Annotated in this window: 20 protein-coding genes; 6 read left to right on the top strand and 14 right to left on the bottom strand. The window is 63.5% G+C overall.

The annotated features are described in order from the left end of the window. Positions 1-275: 275 nt before the first annotated feature. The 6 genes from F8237_RS21850 to F8237_RS21825 form a co-directional block, all read right to left on the bottom strand. Positions 276-764: a DUF411 domain-containing protein gene (locus tag F8237_RS21850; RefSeq protein WP_151647788.1), complete on the bottom strand. Its 489-nt coding sequence runs from the start codon at positions 762-764 to the stop codon at positions 276-278. A 129-nt stretch (positions 765-893) separates the two neighbouring features. Further along, the gene (locus F8237_RS21845) at positions 894-4064 is read right to left on the bottom strand and encodes an efflux RND transporter permease subunit (protein WP_151647786.1); all 3171 of its coding nucleotides are present in this window, start codon (positions 4062-4064) and stop codon (positions 894-896) included. Continuing rightward, a complete protein-coding gene (locus F8237_RS21840; RefSeq protein ID WP_151647784.1) occupies positions 4061-5485 on the bottom strand; it encodes an efflux RND transporter periplasmic adaptor subunit in 1425 nt (474 codons plus the stop codon). The genes F8237_RS21845 and F8237_RS21840 overlap by 4 nt, the downstream gene beginning before the upstream one ends. 86 nt (positions 5486-5571) lie before the next feature. Then, the gene (locus F8237_RS21835) at positions 5572-5964 is read right to left on the bottom strand and encodes a FixH family protein (protein ID WP_151647782.1); all 393 of its coding nucleotides are present in this window, start codon (positions 5962-5964) and stop codon (positions 5572-5574) included. A 92-nt stretch (positions 5965-6056) separates the two neighbouring features. After that, on the bottom strand, positions 6057-6422 hold the full coding sequence (locus F8237_RS21830; RefSeq protein ID WP_151647780.1) for a hypothetical protein: 366 nt from the start codon (positions 6420-6422) through the stop codon (positions 6057-6059). A gap of 121 nt (positions 6423-6543) precedes the next feature. Beyond that, positions 6544-6819: a metal-sensitive transcriptional regulator gene (locus F8237_RS21825; protein WP_028133007.1), complete on the bottom strand. Its 276-nt coding sequence runs from the start codon at positions 6817-6819 to the stop codon at positions 6544-6546. 35 nt (positions 6820-6854) lie between these two features. On the opposite strand from F8237_RS21825, the gene F8237_RS21820 reads away from it, so the two are divergent. Further along, positions 6855-9278: a heavy metal translocating P-type ATPase gene (locus F8237_RS21820; RefSeq protein ID WP_151647778.1), complete on the top strand. Its 2424-nt coding sequence runs from the start codon at positions 6855-6857 to the stop codon at positions 9276-9278. 4 nt (positions 9279-9282) lie between these two features. On the opposite strand, the gene F8237_RS21815 is transcribed toward F8237_RS21820, so the two are convergent. Then, on the bottom strand, positions 9283-10578 hold the full coding sequence (locus F8237_RS21815) for a type II restriction endonuclease (RefSeq protein WP_244625944.1): 1296 nt from the start codon (positions 10576-10578) through the stop codon (positions 9283-9285). Positions 10579-10729: 151 nt separating this feature from the next. On the opposite strand from F8237_RS21815, the gene F8237_RS21810 reads away from it, so the two are divergent. Then, the gene (locus F8237_RS21810) at positions 10730-12556 is read left to right on the top strand and encodes a multicopper oxidase domain-containing protein (protein WP_151647776.1); all 1827 of its coding nucleotides are present in this window, start codon (positions 10730-10732) and stop codon (positions 12554-12556) included. Positions 12557-12732: 176 nt separating this feature from the next. Here F8237_RS21810 and F8237_RS21805 read toward each other — a convergent pair whose 3' ends face one another. The 6 genes from F8237_RS21805 to F8237_RS21790 form a co-directional block, all read right to left on the bottom strand. Beyond that, on the bottom strand, positions 12733-13299 hold the full coding sequence (locus F8237_RS21805; RefSeq protein ID WP_162006162.1) for a metallophosphoesterase: 567 nt from the start codon (positions 13297-13299) through the stop codon (positions 12733-12735). Next, on the bottom strand, positions 13296-13490 hold the full coding sequence (locus F8237_RS36105; RefSeq protein WP_162006161.1) for a hypothetical protein: 195 nt from the start codon (positions 13488-13490) through the stop codon (positions 13296-13298). Before F8237_RS36105 ends, F8237_RS21805 begins: the two co-directional genes overlap by 4 nt. Continuing rightward, entirely contained in the window at positions 13487-13654 is a 168-nt protein-coding gene (locus F8237_RS35955; RefSeq protein WP_154696368.1) for a hypothetical protein, read from the bottom strand. Before F8237_RS35955 ends, F8237_RS36105 begins: the two co-directional genes overlap by 4 nt. Continuing rightward, positions 13651-14520, bottom strand: coding sequence for a metallophosphoesterase (locus tag F8237_RS21800; protein ID WP_151647772.1), 870 nt, complete (start codon positions 14518-14520; stop codon positions 13651-13653). The genes F8237_RS35955 and F8237_RS21800 overlap by 4 nt, the downstream gene beginning before the upstream one ends. Before the next feature lie 9 nt (positions 14521-14529). Then, on the bottom strand, positions 14530-15123 hold the full coding sequence (locus F8237_RS21795) for a hypothetical protein (RefSeq protein ID WP_151647770.1): 594 nt from the start codon (positions 15121-15123) through the stop codon (positions 14530-14532). 73 nt (positions 15124-15196) lie between these two features. After that, complete coding sequence (locus F8237_RS21790; RefSeq protein WP_151647768.1) at positions 15197-15541, bottom strand: hypothetical protein; 345 nt, start codon at positions 15539-15541, stop codon at positions 15197-15199. 153 nt (positions 15542-15694) lie between these two features. Here F8237_RS21790 and F8237_RS21785 point away from each other — a divergent pair, with 153 nt between their 5' ends. Continuing rightward, positions 15695-15976 (top strand): hypothetical protein, encoded by a 282-nt coding sequence (locus F8237_RS21785; RefSeq protein ID WP_151647766.1) that lies wholly within the window; start codon positions 15695-15697, stop codon positions 15974-15976. Here F8237_RS21785 and F8237_RS21780 read toward each other — a convergent pair. After that, positions 15945-16469 carry a hypothetical protein gene (locus F8237_RS21780; RefSeq protein ID WP_151647764.1) on the bottom strand — a complete coding sequence of 175 codons (525 nt, stop codon included), beginning with the start codon at positions 16467-16469 and terminating at the stop codon, positions 15945-15947. The two genes, F8237_RS21785 and F8237_RS21780, sit on opposite strands and share 32 nt — an antisense overlap. A 146-nt stretch (positions 16470-16615) precedes the next feature. Between F8237_RS21780 and F8237_RS21775 the strand changes: the two genes are divergently transcribed. The 3 genes from F8237_RS21775 to F8237_RS21770 are packed head-to-tail and all read left to right on the top strand — an operon-like array spanning position 16616 to position 17469. Then, positions 16616-16888 (top strand): hypothetical protein, encoded by a 273-nt coding sequence (locus tag F8237_RS21775; protein ID WP_151647762.1) that lies wholly within the window; start codon positions 16616-16618, stop codon positions 16886-16888. A gap of 55 nt (positions 16889-16943) precedes the next feature. After that, positions 16944-17087: a hypothetical protein gene (locus tag F8237_RS35950; RefSeq protein ID WP_154696367.1), complete on the top strand. Its 144-nt coding sequence runs from the start codon at positions 16944-16946 to the stop codon at positions 17085-17087. Positions 17088-17136: 49 nt separating this feature from the next. Next, positions 17137-17469, top strand: coding sequence for a hypothetical protein (locus tag F8237_RS21770; RefSeq protein WP_151647760.1), 333 nt, complete (start codon positions 17137-17139; stop codon positions 17467-17469). Positions 17470-17781: the final 312 nt, after the last annotated feature.

The raw sequence follows: 17781 nt of genomic DNA, 5'->3' as shown, positions 1-17781 counted from the left end.
ATCCGAAATTCTTAAGTTGCAACAGAGAGCGGCCGCGGCCGTTAACCAGATGGGTCGTTTTGCAGTGACAGCCCTCTGCCCCGTCGGGGATTGACCGCGTCGGTCCGGCTTCCCCAGCGAGCCCCCGAAGCGTCGACCGGGCTGTCGTCGGACCAAACGGGCCCTGCAGAAGCTTCATGCGAAAGCGCGACCGGGATGCCGCCTCAGGCAGAACGGCCATCCTAGCCATGTAAGGCCGGCCGAGCCGTCGAAATGCCTTGGTGAGCGCCGCCGCGTCACGATCCACCGATGATCTGCTGGCCAACAAAACGCATGAAAGGCGTTTGGCCATTGGCCCCGAACAATACGACCGTATAGGGTTGTGACGCTCGTCCACTCTCCATGCCCGGTGAGCCGACGGGCATGCCCGGCACGGCGATGCCCTTTGCATCGGGTCTCTCCGAGAGGAGGCGCCGCACAGCGGCCGCCGGTACATGCCCCTCGACCAGATAGCCGCCGACCTCTGCCGTGTGACATCCGGCCAATTCTGCCGGAATGCCGAGACGAATCCGGACCGATGCAATATCCGCAGCGTCCTCGACCCGTACGGTGAAACCCGCGTCTCGCATATGCCGCGCCCAACCGGTACAGCACCCGCAGTTCGGGTCCTTATGTACGGTGATGGCGGCCCCTTCTGCGATCGCCGCGGCAGGCTTCGCCAGCACCGCTATGGCCAACAATTTGACAAGCGAGCGTCGCGTCAGCGGATGGATGCGTTTCGTCATGTTTCCCCTACCTTTCCTCACTGGCTGACCGACTTGGGATGCCGGCAGCCTCGCCTGAGCTGAAGCTGCAGCCAGAGCCGCGGCTTGCGAACCCACCTGCTTTCCTGATGCATCCTGTCCGATCCCCTGTCACGCCGCCTTGGGCACATCCTGAGCATCTTTGGCGGTAAGTCCGGTCGCTGCGTCGCCCTCCGGAAGCCCGCGTCCCTTCACCAGGCCGAAGATCGCCGGAATCACGATCAACGTCAGCAACGTGGAGGACGTCATCCCGCCGATCATCGGCACGGCAATGCGCTGCATGATCTCCGATCCTGTTCCCGTGCTCCACATGATGGGCAGTAGTCCCGCCATGATTGCCACTACGGTCATCATCTTGGGGCGGACGCGCTCGACCGCCCCCTCCATGATGGCAGCATGGACATCACGTCGGCTGAGGGCTCGGCCCTCCGCGCTGCGCCTGGCCTTCATCTCGGCCAGTGCATGATCCAGATAGATCAGCATCACCACGCCCGTCTCTGCGGCGACTCCCGCCAGTGCGATGAACCCGACGGCGACGGCGACGGAGAGATTGAAGCCGAGCCACCACATCATCCAGATTCCGCCCACCAGCGCGAACGGCAGCGAGAGCATCACGATCAGGGTTTCAGTCAATGCCTTGAAGTTCAAATATAGCAGCAGGAAGATGATCGTGAGCGTCACCGGAACCACGATCCTTAAACGGGCAGCCGCGCGCTGCATGTATTCGTATTGACCGCTCCAGACCACATAATAGCCGGCTGGGAATTGAATACTGTCGGTGACGGCGCGCTGCGCGTCCGCCACGTAGCTTCCGATGTCGCGATCCCGAATGTCCACGTAGATGTAGGTCGCAAGCTGCCCGTTCTCCGTCCGGATCGACGTCGGCCCGCGGGCCGGTTCGACTTTGGCGACTTCGCCCAGCGGCACGGCGCCGCCCGCCGGCATCGGAACCAGGATGTCATTGGCAATGGCCTTCGGATTGTCGCGGAGATCGCGCGGGTAGCGCATGTTCACCGTGAAGCGCTGCCTGCCCTCCACCGTGGTGGTGACGGTCTGACCTCCCAACGCGGCCGCGATGGTGTCCTGCAAGTCTTGGATCAGGATCCCGTAGCGAGCCAGCGCCTCGCGATCCGGAACGATCTCCAGATAGTAACCGCCGATGCCCCGCTCGGCGTACGCCGACGAAGTGCCGGGGACGGCTTTGATCACGCGTTCGATCTGTTTGGCGAGCCGATCGATCTCGACCAGGTCGGTGCCCATCACCTTGACTCCGATCGGAGTGCGGATGCCTGTCGACAGCATGTCGATGCGCGCCTTGATCGGCATGGTCCAGGCGTTGGAGACGCCCGGGAATTGCAATGCCTTGTCCATTTCCGCAATCAGGCCGTCGACGGTCATCCCGGGCCGCCACTGTTCCTTTGGTTTGAGATTCACGACCGTTTCGAACATCTCGGTCGGCGCCGGGTCCGTCGCTGTGGCCGCCCTTCCCGCCTTGCCGTAGACGGACGCGACTTCCGGGAACGACTTTATGATCCGATCCTGCATCTGCATCAGTTCGGCGGCCTTCGTGACCGAGATTCCCGGCAGCGTGGTAGGCATGTAAAGAAGGGTCCCCTCGTTGAGCGACGGCATGAACTCGGTACCGAGCTGTCGCGCGGGCCAGACCGAAGCTGCAAGGACTCCCACCGAAGCGAGGATGACCAGCGTCTTGGCCCGCAGGACGCCCTTGATTACCGGCCGGTAGATCCAAATCAGGAAGCGGTTGATGACATTTCTGCTCTCGGGGACGATCCGGCCGCGCACGAAGATCACCATGAGAGCCGGCACCAGGGTAACGGATAGCAGAGCCGCTGCGGCCATCGAGAAGGTCTTGGTGAATGCCAACGGACTGAACAGCCGGCCCTCCTGCGATTCCAGCGTGAAGATGGGCATGAAGGACACTGTGATGATCAGTAGGCTGAAGAACAAGGCCGGCCCGACCTCGGAGGCCGCGTCGATCAGTATCTGGACTCGCGACTGATCGGGCTTCGCGCGTTCGAGGTGCTTGTGGGCGTTTTCGATCATGACGATCGCAGCGTCGACCATGGCGCCGATCGCGATCGCGATGCCCCCGAGACTCATGATGTTGGAGCCCAGCCCCAGCAGCTTCATGGCGCCGAACGCCATGAGTACGCCGACCGGCAGCATCAGGATGGCGACGAGCGCGCTACGGACGTGCAGCAGGAATACGACGCAGACCAACGCTACGACGATGCTCTCCTCGAGCAACGTGTGTTTGAGCGTGTCGATGGCCGCATAGATCAGGCTCGACCGGTCGTAGACCGGGACGATTTCGACCGACTTCGGCAGGCTGCTCGCGATCTCCTTGAAGCGCTTCTTCACATTCTCGATGACGTCGAGGGCGTTGACACCGAATCTCTGCAGCACGATGCCGCTCGCGACCTCTCCCTCGCCGTTCAGCTCGGCGATACCACGCCGCTCGTCCGGCCCGAGCTCGACGTTGGCGACGTCCCGGAGCAGCACCGGAGTGCCTCCGGAGGTCTTCAGCACGATGTTGCCGAGATCGTTGATGTTCTTGACGTAGCCCTTGCCGCGGATGACGTATTCGAACTCGGACAGTTCGACCGTACGGCCTCCGACGTCGGCGTTACTGGCGCGGATGGCCTCTCGGACCTTTTGCATGCTGATGCCACGGTCCCGCATCCGCTGCGGATCGAGCACGACGTTGTACTGTTTGACGAACCCGCCGATGCTGGCGACCTCGGCGACGCCTTCGGCCTTGGCCAGTGCGAACTTGAGGTTCCAATCCTGGATCGTGCGGGTGTCCGCGAGGTTCAATTTCTTGGATATGACGGCGTACTGGTAGACCCAGCCGACGCCGGTGGCATCGGGGCCGATCGTCGGCGTAACGCCCGCGGGCAGCCTCGACGTTGCGCTGTTCAGGAATTCCATGACACGCGAACGCGCCCAATAGATGTCCGTCCCGTCCTCGAAGATCACGTAGACGAACGACACCCCGAAGAACGAGAAGCCGCGCACGACCTTCGATTTCGGCACCGTCAGCATGGCCGTCGTCAGTGGGTAGGTGACCTGGTCCTCGATCACCTGCGGCGCCTGGCCGGGATACTCCGTGTAGACGATCACCTGCGTGTCGGAGAGGTCCGGGATGGCGTCCAGCGGAAGATGAACAAGCGCGTAGAGCCCGGCGGCCGCCGCGAAGCCGGTGCCGAACAGTACCAGCAGCAGATTGCGAGCCGACCAGGCGATGATACGGGCGATCATTTGTGCTCTCCCGTCGCGTGGCCAGGTTCGATGGCTTGGGGCGTGGCCTCGGCAAAGCCCTTCAGCGCTGCTTTCAGATTGCTTTCCGCGTCGATCAGGAAGTTTGCCGAGGTGACCACCGCCTCGGCTCCCGAGAGGCCGTCGCGCACTTCGATGTAGCCGCCTCCTCGCCGGCCGAGCTTCACTTCCCGCGGCTCGAAGCGCCCTTCCCCCTTGTCGACGAGTACGGCCTGCCGGTTGCCGGTATCGAGCACCGAGCTGTCCGGTACGGACAGGACCGGCGCCGAGTCGCCGGTAGCGATTGCGGCATCGACGTACATGTCGGGAAGTAGTGCGAAGTCCGGATTGGCGAGTTCGATCCGGACGCGGGCGGTCCGCGTGTCCCGGTTCACCTGAGGGTAGATGACCGAGGTCTTCCCCGAGAAGGTCCGACCCGGAAAACTCCGGGCCCGAACCTCGACCGGCTGACCGACCGCGATGTTGCCGAGATCGCGTTCGGCCACGTCGACCAGGGCCCAGACCACCGAGATGTCGGCGATCCGGAACAGCACGTCGCCTGGGTTGGCCCGCATGCCCTCGATGGCGTTGCGCTCGAGCACGATACCGTCCCGCGGAGCCAACCACTGCACGTTGACGGGCGCGACGTGAGATTTCTCTATCTCGGCGATGAACTGGTCGGGCACATCAAGATTCGTAAGTCGCTGGCGCGACCCGCGGCCATACACTTCGATGCCCCCTACTGTCTTGGAAGTGACCGTCGCAAAGTATTCCGCCGCCGCGGAAGCCACCGCCGAACTGTAGATCTGCATCAGCGGTTGGCCCGCCCGGACGCGCGTTCCGGTGGTCACGTCCGCGACCTTCTGGAGGAAGCTTTCGGCTCGCATGGCGATCACGGATACGCGACGCTCGTCCAGCTGGATCGTACCGGGAGCCCTGACCGAGATGCGGATCGGGCGCCGCTCGACCGGCTCCGACTTGACGCCAGTACGCTGAATCTTGCCGGGCGACAGCTTCACTGAGCCGTCGTCGGCGTCGTCGCCTTCGTACACGGGGACGTAGTCCATTCCCATCGGATCCTTCTTCGGCACGGCCGAGGTGTCCGGGAGACCCATTGGATTGCGGTAGTAGAGGACCTTGCGGGAAGACTCCGCCTGCGGCCTTGGCTTTGCCGGCTCGTCGACCGTCTGGCCGTCGTCGTAGACGGGCAGATAATCCCGTCCGTGGTCGTCCTTTTTCGGTCCCGCAGACCAAAACGGCTGTCCGCCCGGATCACGATAGAAGAGCGGCGTTCGGCCTGCCGCTGCGGCGACCGCAGCCATGTCGGTACGGACGGGCCAGCGCCCATCGTTCAGGTACCAGTAAGCTCCCAAGGTCAAGCCGCCGCCCACCGCGAGAGTAGTCAGAAAACGAAAGGTATTCATGGCGTGTTGTCCTCGCGCGCAGCAGCGCGCATCCGAACGACTGAAAAACGGGATGTCGGGCACCGGCGAGCGGCGCCCGATGGGTGCTACTTGATCGCCTTGACGATCAGCTTGCCGGTGACGGTCTCCGCTTCACCCTGAACCTTCGCCGACAGCGTGACCTGGTAACGGCCGGCCATCGGCAGATCGGTCTTGAAAGCGTAGACGCCGGGCTCTTTTGGCGGCAGCGGCTCGACCGGCGATTCCATTTCGGCCATCCCGTCCGGAGCCATGTCGACCCGTGTCCTGAAGATCACGGCGTCCGATACCGGCTTGCCGGTCTGCTTGTTGGTCAAGCGAACGGCGAGCGTGACATCGTCGCCCTTCTTCATCTCCGGATTGACGGGTTCGAAGGCGTAGTCGCCGGCGCCCGCCATGGCGGCCGAAGCGGCGAACGAAATCGTGGCGGCCAAAGCCGCGGTGCTGAACTTGGAAAGCATTGTCCTGTCCTCATGATGTGATCTCGGCCGTGGCGCTAGAAGCGCGCACGTCAGTCGTCGCAGGCTCCTGCGCGACGTCGGGCTTTGCGAGATCAGATTCGAGGAGGCCGAAAAGGAGGATTACCTGCCTGGACCGTTACGATCTGGTCCGCCGGGATGGCTGCTTTACGTTCCGCGGCAGGGTCGAAACGGAACGCGATGCTTCGCACGTCTCCAAGCGCGGTCAGGCTGCCTGCGCAGCAGAAGCCCGTACCGCACTTGTGGTGTTCGCTGTGAATGGGAGTGCCTGTCGTGTCGTCCGGGCAGCAATCCATCGACATGTCGGCCGACGCTTCCATCTGCATCGTGGAAGCGCTGTCCGACGCGGTCATGGCCACGACCGTCGCCGACGCGCCGAGCGGCGCCAGCGCCAAGGAGGCGGCAATCGCGAATGCCAGAATTGTTCGGACGAACCGCATCGTTGTTATTTGCTCGCCATCACTTCCTTAGCCGGACAACACCTATCGGCCCGGACGATACCATAACCCAGAGACATGCAGGATCTTTGATCTAGCTCAATCATTGGTGATCCCATTAACGTTACCTGTTCGCTCGGCCCACGACGTCCATCAGTTCGGCGATCTTTCGCCTTTGATCCGCCTTGTCGCCGCTGCGGATCGCATGTTCCACGCAATGGGACACGTGATCCCGCAGTATCTCTTCCTCGACGCGGCGAAGCGCCGCCCTGACCGCCGAGATCTGGGTGACGATGTCGATGCAATACCGATCCTCTCCGACCATCTTCGCCAAGCCGCGAACCTGACCTTCGATGCGGTTCAAACGTTTCTGGCACGTAGCCTTGATGTCGTTTCTCATGCCACGTATATACCCCCTAGGGTACATTCCGCAAGATGGAGCTGACGATGGCTCGGCCAAACACGCCGAATTCCGAGAAGACCGACAAGAACTGCTGCGGACACTGCCAGTCCACCGCATCGGCTTCCGAGCACCATGCTCACCACCATCATCATGGTGGCGCGCAGGGGGCCACGGTGGATCCCGTTTGCGGAATGGAGGTGGACCCGGACACGGCTCGTCACAAGGCCGAGCACGGAGGTCAGAGCTTCTACTTCTGTTCGGACCGTTGCAGGACGAAGTTCGTGGAAGATCCGGCGAAATACATACGCGGAGAGATGAAGAAGACGCAGGCTGACGTGCCCGAAGGCACGATCTACACCTGCCCGATGCATCCGCAGGTCCGCCAGGTTGGACCAGGCAATTGCCCCATCTGCGGCATGGCGCTCGAACCCGAGCTCGCCACCGCGGACGCGGGGCCCAATCCCGAGCTGGTCGATATGACCCGTCGGTTTTGGGTGGGTCTCGCCCTCTCCGTTCCGGTCGTGGTCCTCGAGATGGGCGCTCACCTCGTCGGTGCTCACGGTTGGATCGACCAGTCGCTTTCCAATTGGATCCAGTTCGTTCTCGCGACGCCGGTCGTCCTATGGGCAGGGTGGCCGTTCTTCGTTCGCGGCTGGCAGTCGGTCGTGACGCGCAATCTGAACATGTTCACGCTGATCGCGATGGGTACGGGAGTCGCCTGGGTCTACAGCGTGGTGGCGACGGTTCTTCCCGCTGCGTTTCCTTCGACGTTCCGGGGTCATGACGGCGCAGTGGCCGTGTATTTCGAAGCGGCCGCGGTCATCACGGTACTGGTGCTTCTCGGGCAGGTGCTCGAGTTGCGCGCGCGAGAAGCCACTTCCGGAGCGATCAAGGCGCTATTGGACCTCGCGCCGAAAACGGCACGCCGCATCCGGGAGAACGGCTCTGACGAGGAAGTCCAGATCTCGGAGCTCCGGCCGGGCGATCGTTTGCGCGTCCGCCCGGGGGAAAAGGTGCCAGTCGACGGCGAGATCGTCGAGGGCCGATCTTCGCTCGACGAGTCGATGGTGACTGGCGAATCCATGCCGGTCAGCAAGGAGGTCGGCGGCAAGGTGATCGCCGGCACGCTCAACCGCTCCGGCGGATTCGTCATGCGGGCCGAAAAGGTCGGCAGCGATACGATGTTGTCTCAGATCGTGCAGATGGTGGCGCAGGCGCAGCGCTCGCGCGCGCCCATCCAGCGTTTGGCGGATCAGGTCGCGGGTTGGTTCGTTCCGGCGGTCATCGTGATCGCTGTCGCGGCTTTCGCCGCTTGGGCCGTCTACGGTCCAGAGCCCCGCCTCGCCTTCGGTCTCGTCGCGGCGGTCAGCGTTCTCATCATTGCTTGCCCGTGCGCTCTGGGACTGGCGACCCCGATGTCCATCATGGTGGGCGTCGGGCGCGGCGCACAAGCGGGCGTGCTCATCAAGAACGCCGAGGCGCTGGAGCACATGGAGAAGATAGACACGCTCGTCGTCGACAAGACCGGCACGCTGACGGAAGGCAAACCGAAGGTCGTCGCGATCGTACCGGTCAGTGGATATTCGGAGGCGGACGTGCTGCGGCTCGCCGCCAGCGTCGAACGCGCCAGCGAACATCCGCTGGCGGATGCCATCGTCAATGCGGCCAAGGATCGCGGAATTCAGACGGCCGACGTCAAGGACTTCGACTCGCCGGTCGGCAGAGGCGCCCTCGGCACGGTAGAGGGCAAGAAAATCCTCCTCGGCAACGCGACTTTCCTGCGTTCGGAGGGTGTCGATACATCTGCCCTCGAAAGCGAAGCCGAGCGTCAGCGCGGTGAAGGTGCAACCGTCATCAACATGGCCACCGACGGCAGGCTCGCGGGCATTCTGGCCATTGCCGATCCGGTGAAACAGTCGACGCCCGAGGCGCTGCGCGAACTGGCCGCCGAGGGCGTGAGGGTCATCATGCTGACGGGCGACAACCGGACCACGGCCGAGGCGGTCGCCCGGAGACTCGGCATTGCGGATGTGGAAGCCGAGGTACTGCCCGATCAGAAGAGTGCGGTCGTCGCAAAGCTACAGAAGGACGGTCGAAGCGTCGCCATGGCGGGCGACGGCGTCAACGACGCGCCGGCTTTGGCGGCGGCCGAAGTGGGCATCGCCATGGGCACGGGAACGGACGTGGCGATGGAGAGCGCGGGCGTCACTCTTCTCAAGGGAGATCTCAACGGCATCGTCCGTGCGCGGCGGTTGTCACGCGCCACCATGAGGAACATCAGGCAGAACCTCTTCTTTGCATTCGCCTACAATGCCGCAGGTATCCCTATAGCGGCCGGAGTCCTGTATCCGACGCTGGGACTGCTGCTGTCGCCGATCGTCGCTGCGGCCGCGATGGCGCTGTCCTCCGTCAGCGTGGTCGGCAACGCGCTGCGACTGCGGACGACGCGGGTCTGACGGGTCAAAGAAGTCGCGCGATCGCCTGAATGCCTTTCATGCCTGTCCCGAAGCGGGCGATCGCGTCCTTGTTCCGCTCCAGCTCGCCATACGGCAGGTAGCGTACCTGCAAGTCAGCGACGCGACTGAACGCCGGCCGACGAAGCTGATTACGCACCTCGTCCTCCCTGCCGTCCGGAGCGACCAGAAACAGTCCGCCCGCGGTATGCAGGTCGCCGCTTAGCGCCAGATCGAGCATGCGTACGATCCCGGAATAAATCGAGGTCGTGTGTTCGACCTCGAAAGCAGCGACCACGCGATCGCTCGCGGCATCCAACCAGAGCACATCGATGAGCCGGATCGATTCTGCGCCGGCGGCATCTTCGATTGATGAGGGCAGACGGTCGATGCAACCGGATGCCAACATGGCGCCATTGTATGAGCGTCCGCGATCGTTCGAAGCGATCCATATCCGATAACCGAGCGCCAGGCCCAGGTCGCGGAGCCAGGCTTGGACTTGCGTATGGGTAAGATCGTTCTCGCGCGCCGCCGCAATGGGAGCTTCGAGCCGTTTTGCGGTCTCGCGCGCCTTCGAGAGCTCGGATAGCCAAGCGTCTCTTGCTGTCTCGCCATTGCCGACGGGAGGAGCGCTGAAGCGTCCGGTACCGACATCGAACAGAAATCCCGCGATTGCGCCGAGATCGTTGGAGAGAAGATCCCGATAAGCTCGGTTCAGCTCCAGGATGCCGCGTCGCATCCCAAGATATTGATCCCATCGCCCGAGCTTCACCTTGGCGCCCGTGATCGCATTGAAGCCGTTCACGATCGCGGTGTTGAATGGCGGCATCAGCGTCGGGTGCAGGAAGTACAGGAGATTGGCGACAGCGGGCCCGAGACCCTTGATCTTCAGTCGATCGATCGTGTCGATTCCTTCGACGAGCTCCTGCTCGGTGCTGCAGCAAGAACAGTGATGCAGGAGTTGACCGAAAGCCCGCTGATTTCCGGCATCCTCATAGATGTCCGGGATCCGAAGCTTCGGTTTCCACAGGAAGGCGTGATCGGCTCCTTTGAAGATCTGCCTCTGCTCCGCGATCGACCCCACGATCGTTTCGAGGGAGGAGCCCCTGTACACGTTGCCGAACGTTCCGCCCCCGATCTCCTCGACCACCTGAGCGATGCCGCGTCGAATCGACCTGAAGTTCTTCAGGCGCTCATCCCACAAGAACCACGTGCGATAGGTCGACCCAGGGTCCTGTCGCCATCGCTCGATCAACACGCGCAATAGGTCCGTCGAACCCGGATACGGCATCGTTTCAATCATGCTTGTCGATCCACATCGCGCATATCCGAGCGCCCACGACGTTCACGGGTCAAAAATATTACAGCAAAACTAAACATTTTCTCGCTTCGAGTCAGAAAGGAACGAAGACCCTATGCGACTGTTTCGTCACGAACAACGCATTGGAGCAGCCGTGATCGCGCTTCCCTACGATTATTTTCTGCTCGGCTGGTTCGTTATAGCAGTCATCTCGACCGCCTACGTCGCGTACGACCAGTTCGCCGGAAATCCCGAGCCTGCCGTGATGAAATGGGCGTTCGTCCTCATCACGCTCTACATGGGGCCGTTCGGCCTGCTCCTCTACGTACTCGCCGACAAAGAGCCGCGGCCAGGAGAACACGAACGATTCACTTCCCCGCTGTGGAAGCAAGGGGTCGGCAGCACCATCCATTGCGTCGCCGGAGACGCGACCGGAATCATCCTTGCCGCAGCGACGACGGCCTTCCTCGGATTGCCGATGTGGATCGATCTGATCGTGGAATATCTGGCGGGATTTTCGTTCGGGCTATTCATCTTCCAGTCGCTGTTCATGAAGCGGATGATGGGTGGTTCATACTGGCAGAACGTGAAAAAGAGCTTCATGCCGGAATTCATCAGCATGAATGCGATGATGGCGGGAATGGCGCCGACGATGAGCTTCCTGATGATGGGGCGCGATATGCGCGCCATGGATCCCCTCGAACTGACGTTCTGGGGCGTGATGTCCCTTGGCGTGATCGTCGGATTCGCGACGGCCTATCCGTTCAACGTTTGGATGGTGCATGCCGGCATCAAGCATGGGCTCATGACCGAACGGTCCGATGCACACGGCGGACATCACGATCGGCACGATGATCATGGGCGCGCCGGGATGAGGAGCCAGGCCACCGTTCCGCAACTGGCCGCTTTGGCGGGGGTGACAGGATTGCTGCTTGTCACCGGAATGGTATGGCCGGGCTTCTACGTGAACCTCACCCTGAGCGCGCACGATGTGGACGGCGCGATCATGCCGCCCGGAATGATCAACACGTTCGACCTGCCGGCCGCTGCCATGCGGGATATGGCAGCGGTGAAGCCGCGACAGGTCGACTACGAAGCGCCGCCGACGGCGCGCGGCGACCAGGTGCTTCAGCCAAGGCTGGAGAACGGCGTCAAGGTGTTCGATATCGAGGCTTCCGCGATCCGCTGGAATATCTTACCGGACGTTGCGGTTCAGGCTTACGCGTATAACCATCAAATTCCGGGGCCTCGGCTGGAATTGACGGAAGGCGATCACGTCCGGATCAACTTCCACAACGCGCTGCCCGAGAGCACGACGGTGCATTGGCACGGACTAATCGTACCAAATGAGATGGACGGCCCGGCAAAGATCACCCAGCCGCCCGTCCCGCCCGGCGGTTCATACAGCTACGAATACACCGTCGGACAGCACGGCACATACTTCTATCACAGCCACGATCATCCCGACCGTCAGCAGGCACTCGGTCTCTACGGTGCGCTCATTATCCAGCCGGCGGACCCCTCGTCCGAGGTCAAAGCGGACCTTGAATACACGATACAACTTCAGGAGTGGCTGAAGCGCGAGTGGCTCACCTATCCCGCGATGCTGATGGAGGGCGCTCTCCCCAACTACTTCACCATCAATGGAAAGGCCTTTCCTGCGACCGACACCGTGCAGATGAGAGTTGGCCAGACAATAAAGTTGCGTTTCATCGGCACCAACAACAACTTCGTCCACCCCATGCATGTGCACGGCGGCCCTTTCGAGATCGTGGCGGTGGATGGCGTCACGCTCGCCGAAAGCGCCCGTTATCAGGCGGACACCGTGAACGTTGGTCCGGGCCAACGGTACGACGTTGTTTGGACCGCTCGCCGGCCTGGGAAGTGGTTGGTCCACTGCCATATCCCTCATCACACGGCCAACAACAACGTCGAGCAGGGCGGCGGGGGTGGGCTGATGTTGGTCTTAAACGTTCAGTGATTCCGCGTGAGGTCAGCGGCGGAAGGACGTTGCCGGTTCGTGACTCTCGTCGAACTCATCCACCACTGGCGCAGCGACCCAATCATCGCGCCATCTACCGCGATGGCAGAGGCGCTGCAGCCGATGTCGCCTGTCGGGGGACGGCAGCCCACTCGGCGCGAGCAGCACTATCGGCTTCACGGCTTCACGCTCTCGTTGTTCTCGAAGTCATCGCCCGCCTCGGGATCCACCAACGGCGGCAGGGTCGCAAGGTGCGCCTTGATCTGATTGAGACGCAGCGGCGCCCATCCGAAAACGTCGACGCCGATATCCATGCTCTGGCTGTTGCCGGGCAGGCGACCGTGCGAGTGGCCATACAACATCAAGGCGCCCTTGCGGATGCAGGGCCATGTGCGCAGAGCGTAGTGGCACAACACGCAGCGGGTGCCGTCAATGGAGACAAACGCGATATCCCGCTGGCTGGCCCACGGAAGCTCGCGCGTCTCCTCGCCGTCGTGATTTCCGAGCACGATGTGCTTGTTCCCCGGCAGGCTATCGAACAGCTTGCGCAGCTGGTCTACGGGCATGCGGTGAGCGAAATCGCCAACGACGATGATGTCGTCGCCGGGCTTGACGACCTTGCGCCAAGCATCCGCCATCGTCTGGTTCATCTCAGCGACGTTCGCGAACGGGCGGCCGCACATGCGGATGATGGATTCGTGGCCGAAGTGCGGGTCGGCGAAAAGCCAGGTGGCGTGCTTCACTGCAATTGTCCTTTTGGCTCGAACCACATCGAGCTCGCGGCGGCGACGTCGACCGGGTTGACGATCATGTCGGTGTCCTCGTCGTCGGGCTCGTAGATCAGGTCCTCGAGCCTGCAGACCAGGACCTTGTCGCCCTTCTGAAGGACGACGACGTGGCCCGGCGCGATCTCGGAATTCGCATGCAGGCTCATCGCGCGGCCCTCCGCTTGGCGTCTCGGCGCACCCAGGCGCGGACATCCGGCATCGTGGACGGATTCGCGCGCAGCTCGTCGCCGACCGTGAGCACGTAGCCGACGATCGGCAGCGTCTCGACGCGGCTGCGTTCCAGAGTCGGATCGACGAGATACCTCATCACGTGCGCCATCCCGGCGCCGGCCGGGGCTCGACATCGACGACGAGGCACGGATCGAATGCTGGATTCTCGCGGCCGCCGGGACCGCGCGGGTCGGGATAGCCGCGCGGATTGGCGACGACGCGTGTGTCGCCGGCGACGTAGTCGCGATTGGCGTGGACGTGGCCATGCAGCCACAATTCAGCGGCGGTCTCGCCCGTCATGAGGCGCGCCTCGAGATCGGAGGCGTAGCACTGATCGAGATCTGCGGCCGCCGGCCACCGCAGCAGGCTGCGCGGCGACGGTGCGTGATGCGTGACCACGACCGCAGCTTGGCCGGCGGGGCGCTCCGCCAGCGCCTTTTCGAGGTAGGCGACCGACGCCTTGTGCGCGTCGATCGTCTGGCCCGGGCGGAGCATGTCGCGCGAGCGGCCCGCGCCGGTCTTGATCATGCGGTAGTCGTTCATCCGCCGCGTCGCATCGCGCACCGCGTCGCCGAACATCAGGAAGGGCGGCCGGACCATGAAATCCGTCCAGAGCGTGGCGCCGATGAACAACACGTCGCCGATCTCCGCGCTCGAATCCGAGAGCAGCGTGATACCCAGTTCGTGCGCGACCTCCGGCATCATCCGCAGCTGCTTTTCCCAGGTCGTCTTGAGCTCCGGACGGTGCTTGTCGTGGTGGCTGTAATGGTCGTGATTTCCGGCGACGTAGATCAGGGGCCGGTCGCGGTCCGGATACAGCTCGCGGACGCGCCGCAGCGCCAGCGTGCCCGGCGCCGCCGCGTCGCCGGCAACGACGGTCACGTCGGCGTCGACCTGCGGCATGCCGTCGAGCTCGTTGCTGGCGATGTCGAGATGCAGGTCTGAAACGGGATTGATGCGGATCATCCTGCTCTCTCAACCCTTCCTGAGGCGCTCAGCCATCTGCTTGCAGCGCCGGCAGGTGACCGGGTAGACCTTCTTCCGGTCGTAGTCGTTGACCCACTCCGGGGACGGTTCGCACAGCAGATCGCCGGCCTTGCGCTTGATGCGGCCGACCGTAAGGTCCTCGCGCAGCAGGACGTGGTCGACGGCCTTGCTGCGGGCGCCAGAGCCGTAGCTGCGGCCGCAGGCGTTCACGGACACCTTGAAGGCCGGATCCCAGCGTACCGGAATCGGCAGGGTCCCATTGAAGGCCCCCGCGCGCTCGTTGCTTTCGGATTCCTTCTTAGCTTCGCGCTCACGTTCCGCCGCCGCAGCAGCCTCCTGGGAGGCGCGCTCGCGGCGTTCGTTCGCCTCGAAATCTTCGAGAGTGACGGCGCAGGCGCTGGGACTCGCTTCGCCCGGCAGCTTGCGCCACATACCGACCATTTTCGTGCCGGATGGCGGCACGTCCTGGCCGGGCATGAAGTCGTTGCCGAGAAAACGGCCGAGATGGTCGATCTCAGCGACCTTCGAGCCGTAGAACCAGCTCGGGCTAAGACATCTGTCCTCGATGACGTAATAGTGCATGCGCGACCCAAACGATGCTGTTGAAGCCCCGTCGGCGCCCGCCTCCCAGGCAAAGCGGCGCCGGTACCCCTCGTTAGATGCTGGAGGAAGCGATGGCGGAGGCCGCAGCGGCGTCGGTCGACGACGGCGGCTGGCCGATCTTCGCCTCGATCTCGGCGACCTCGGCCTTCGCCGGGGCTTCGAGCGTCTCAAAATGAGCGAGGACATACTGCGTCGCGCTGACGAGCGCCGACCTTGCGCTCTGGAGGTGAACCGAAGCCTCGGTCACCGCCTCGGCGCCGGCGATCTTGCTCGACAGCTCGCCGAGGTCGGCGACGAGTTCGGTGATGATGCTGCGATGTTCAGCGGGCAGCGGATCCGCTGCCGACAGATCGACGGCGCCGTTCGCGCCGGCGGCGATGGTCTCTGCGTCAGTCATGGGTGCCTCTCCCGTCGAAGGACTCAAAAATCGACCCGATCGCTAAAATTATCGGGAACGACCTCAAGAATGGTAAACGTCTGTCGAACTAAAGTCAAATATCGTCGAACGATCGACGTTCAATAGAATCTACCCACAGGAAAGGATCCGAAAATGCCCGGAGACAGTCACACCGCCTACCCCGCCAACTTCGGATCTTGCGCGTTCGCCGGCGCCTGCACGCTCGCCGCCGCGTTGACGGCCGGCATGCAGGCAGCGGCCCAGCGCAACGCCAACGCCTGGGCGAACTGGAATCGGGACCAGCTCGAGAAGGCCCTGAACCTGTCCGAGGCCCTGCGCGAGCGCGCGATCGAGCGCGCCGAGGCCGCCGAGGCCGAGCTGCGCAAGATCAAGATGCTCGCCCTCAAGCGCCGGCGCGACCTGGCGCCGGCGTAGCGAACTGCGCAGCCCACCCCTGAGCCGGCTCAACATACGCCGGCTCCGGGGGCCACGCAGTGACCGACGGCAGCGGCTGCACCTTGCGCACGCCGGGGACAGCGAACAGTCCGCGCAGATGCGATTGCAGATCGGTTTTTTCGACGGAAACGAGCTTTTCAGCTTCCGCCGCGGTCAGGCCCGGCGCCCACTCTTTGATGGCCCGGGGAAACCAGCTCGGCACCGCGACCGGGCCGTCGGCGATCAGCGAGTCCATCAACCAGTGCCAGAATGCCTCGGCCACCTTGCGACTGTTATTCGCGACCGCCGCGTCCTCGGCGGCGACGCGCGCGGCCAGGTCCTCGACGAGCGGAGAGTCGCCGGGGGGCGGGCCAACCAGCGGGCCACCGAACACGCTGCCGAGCAGCCTTCCTGGGATCGAGAGCACGACACGTAGGCACGAGATCGCAGCGCGGAACGCGGCGCCGATTGCAGAGCAGATCGATTTCAGCATGGTCACCTCCGTGGGATTCCGAGCAACGGATACTCGACGCTCCGGCAAGATGAAAATCGGCAAGGATCCGAAAGCCGCTTGACAATCGTCTTCGGTCAGACGCATGTTGTTCGACGCAATGCCTGACTAACGCAGATGGAGGCCCGGTGAAAGCGCCACGAACCACGTCCGAACTGCTGCCGTTCGTGGGCAAGAAGCTCTATTCCCGCTATTGGACGACGCTCCTGGCGCGCGGTCTCGGCATGAGCCGCAGTCAATTGTTCGAGCACCGCCGCGGGAGTCCCAAGACCACCAAGCGCGATATCCCGGGCGATCTGGTCGCACTGATCGAGAGCGAGCGGGACCAGTGCGCCGTCCGCTCGATGGAGCTGGCGCAGCTGCGCAACCGCGTTGTCGGAATAATCGAGAAGGCGAAGTAGCAATGGCCGCGGCGCAGCTCGATCTCCTCTCCTGGTCCGCGACGCGAGCGACACAATGATGTTCGTGCGTCTACTCGGATTTTCGGACGAGTTGATCGCCGATCTCATCGTGGCGTGGATCGGCGGCCGCACTATCGGACCGAAGGATGCGGCAGCGAGCTGGACGAAGCGACCGCCGGAGGACATATCAGATGAGTAAGCGCAGAGAGCCGTGGCCGAACACTCAGCTCTGGACGGAAAGTGTCGCCGTGCTGCGCGAAATGCACGGCTCGTCCTGGCGCCGCGAGGGTCAACGGTTGTTCGACCTGAAGCGCGGGCAGCTGCGGGCTCACATCGACAACCCCGACCATCCGCCGAGCATTCGCATGTTAATCGAGAACAAGCTGGTCGCAGCCATGCGCAAGCAGGCCAAGGGGCACCGCGACGCCTGGATCGCCGGGATCGAGCGCGCGAAAAAGGTCGAGGTCGCATTCTGGCGCCGCCGCGATCCGGCCCTCATCGACATGGAGCAGCTGCTGGCGCTCCAGGCGGACGACCGCCGCCGGTGCGAGCGCCTCAAGCAGAGGGTCGCCGGATGCTGATCAAAGGATTCCCGCGCCGCCCGCAGCCGAAGAAGGCCGAGCCGATGCCGGCGCAGGTCGCAGCGGCCGCCCCGACGCCTACTGCGCTGCGTCCGAAGGCTCCGCCGATGCCGACTCCCGAGCAGCGCGCCGCATGGGAGGTCGCGCGGAAAGAGCGTGTTGAAGCAGAGGCAGCTCGCTGCGCAGCGAAGCGGCCCCCGCCGACGCGTCCGGCGCCTCCGCCTCTGCCGGGCAGTCCCGAGTATCAGGCCGCGCTAGAGCGCATGGCGGCGATGCGCGGCACTGCCGGGCCTCAGCCTCCGGCCGCTCCGC

Source organism: Bradyrhizobium betae (assembly GCF_008932115.1).
Classification (GTDB): domain Bacteria; phylum Pseudomonadota; class Alphaproteobacteria; order Rhizobiales; family Xanthobacteraceae; genus Bradyrhizobium; species Bradyrhizobium betae.
The sequence above is the reverse complement of the archived record's forward strand: the minus strand, read 5'-3'. Positions and strand labels throughout refer to the sequence as shown.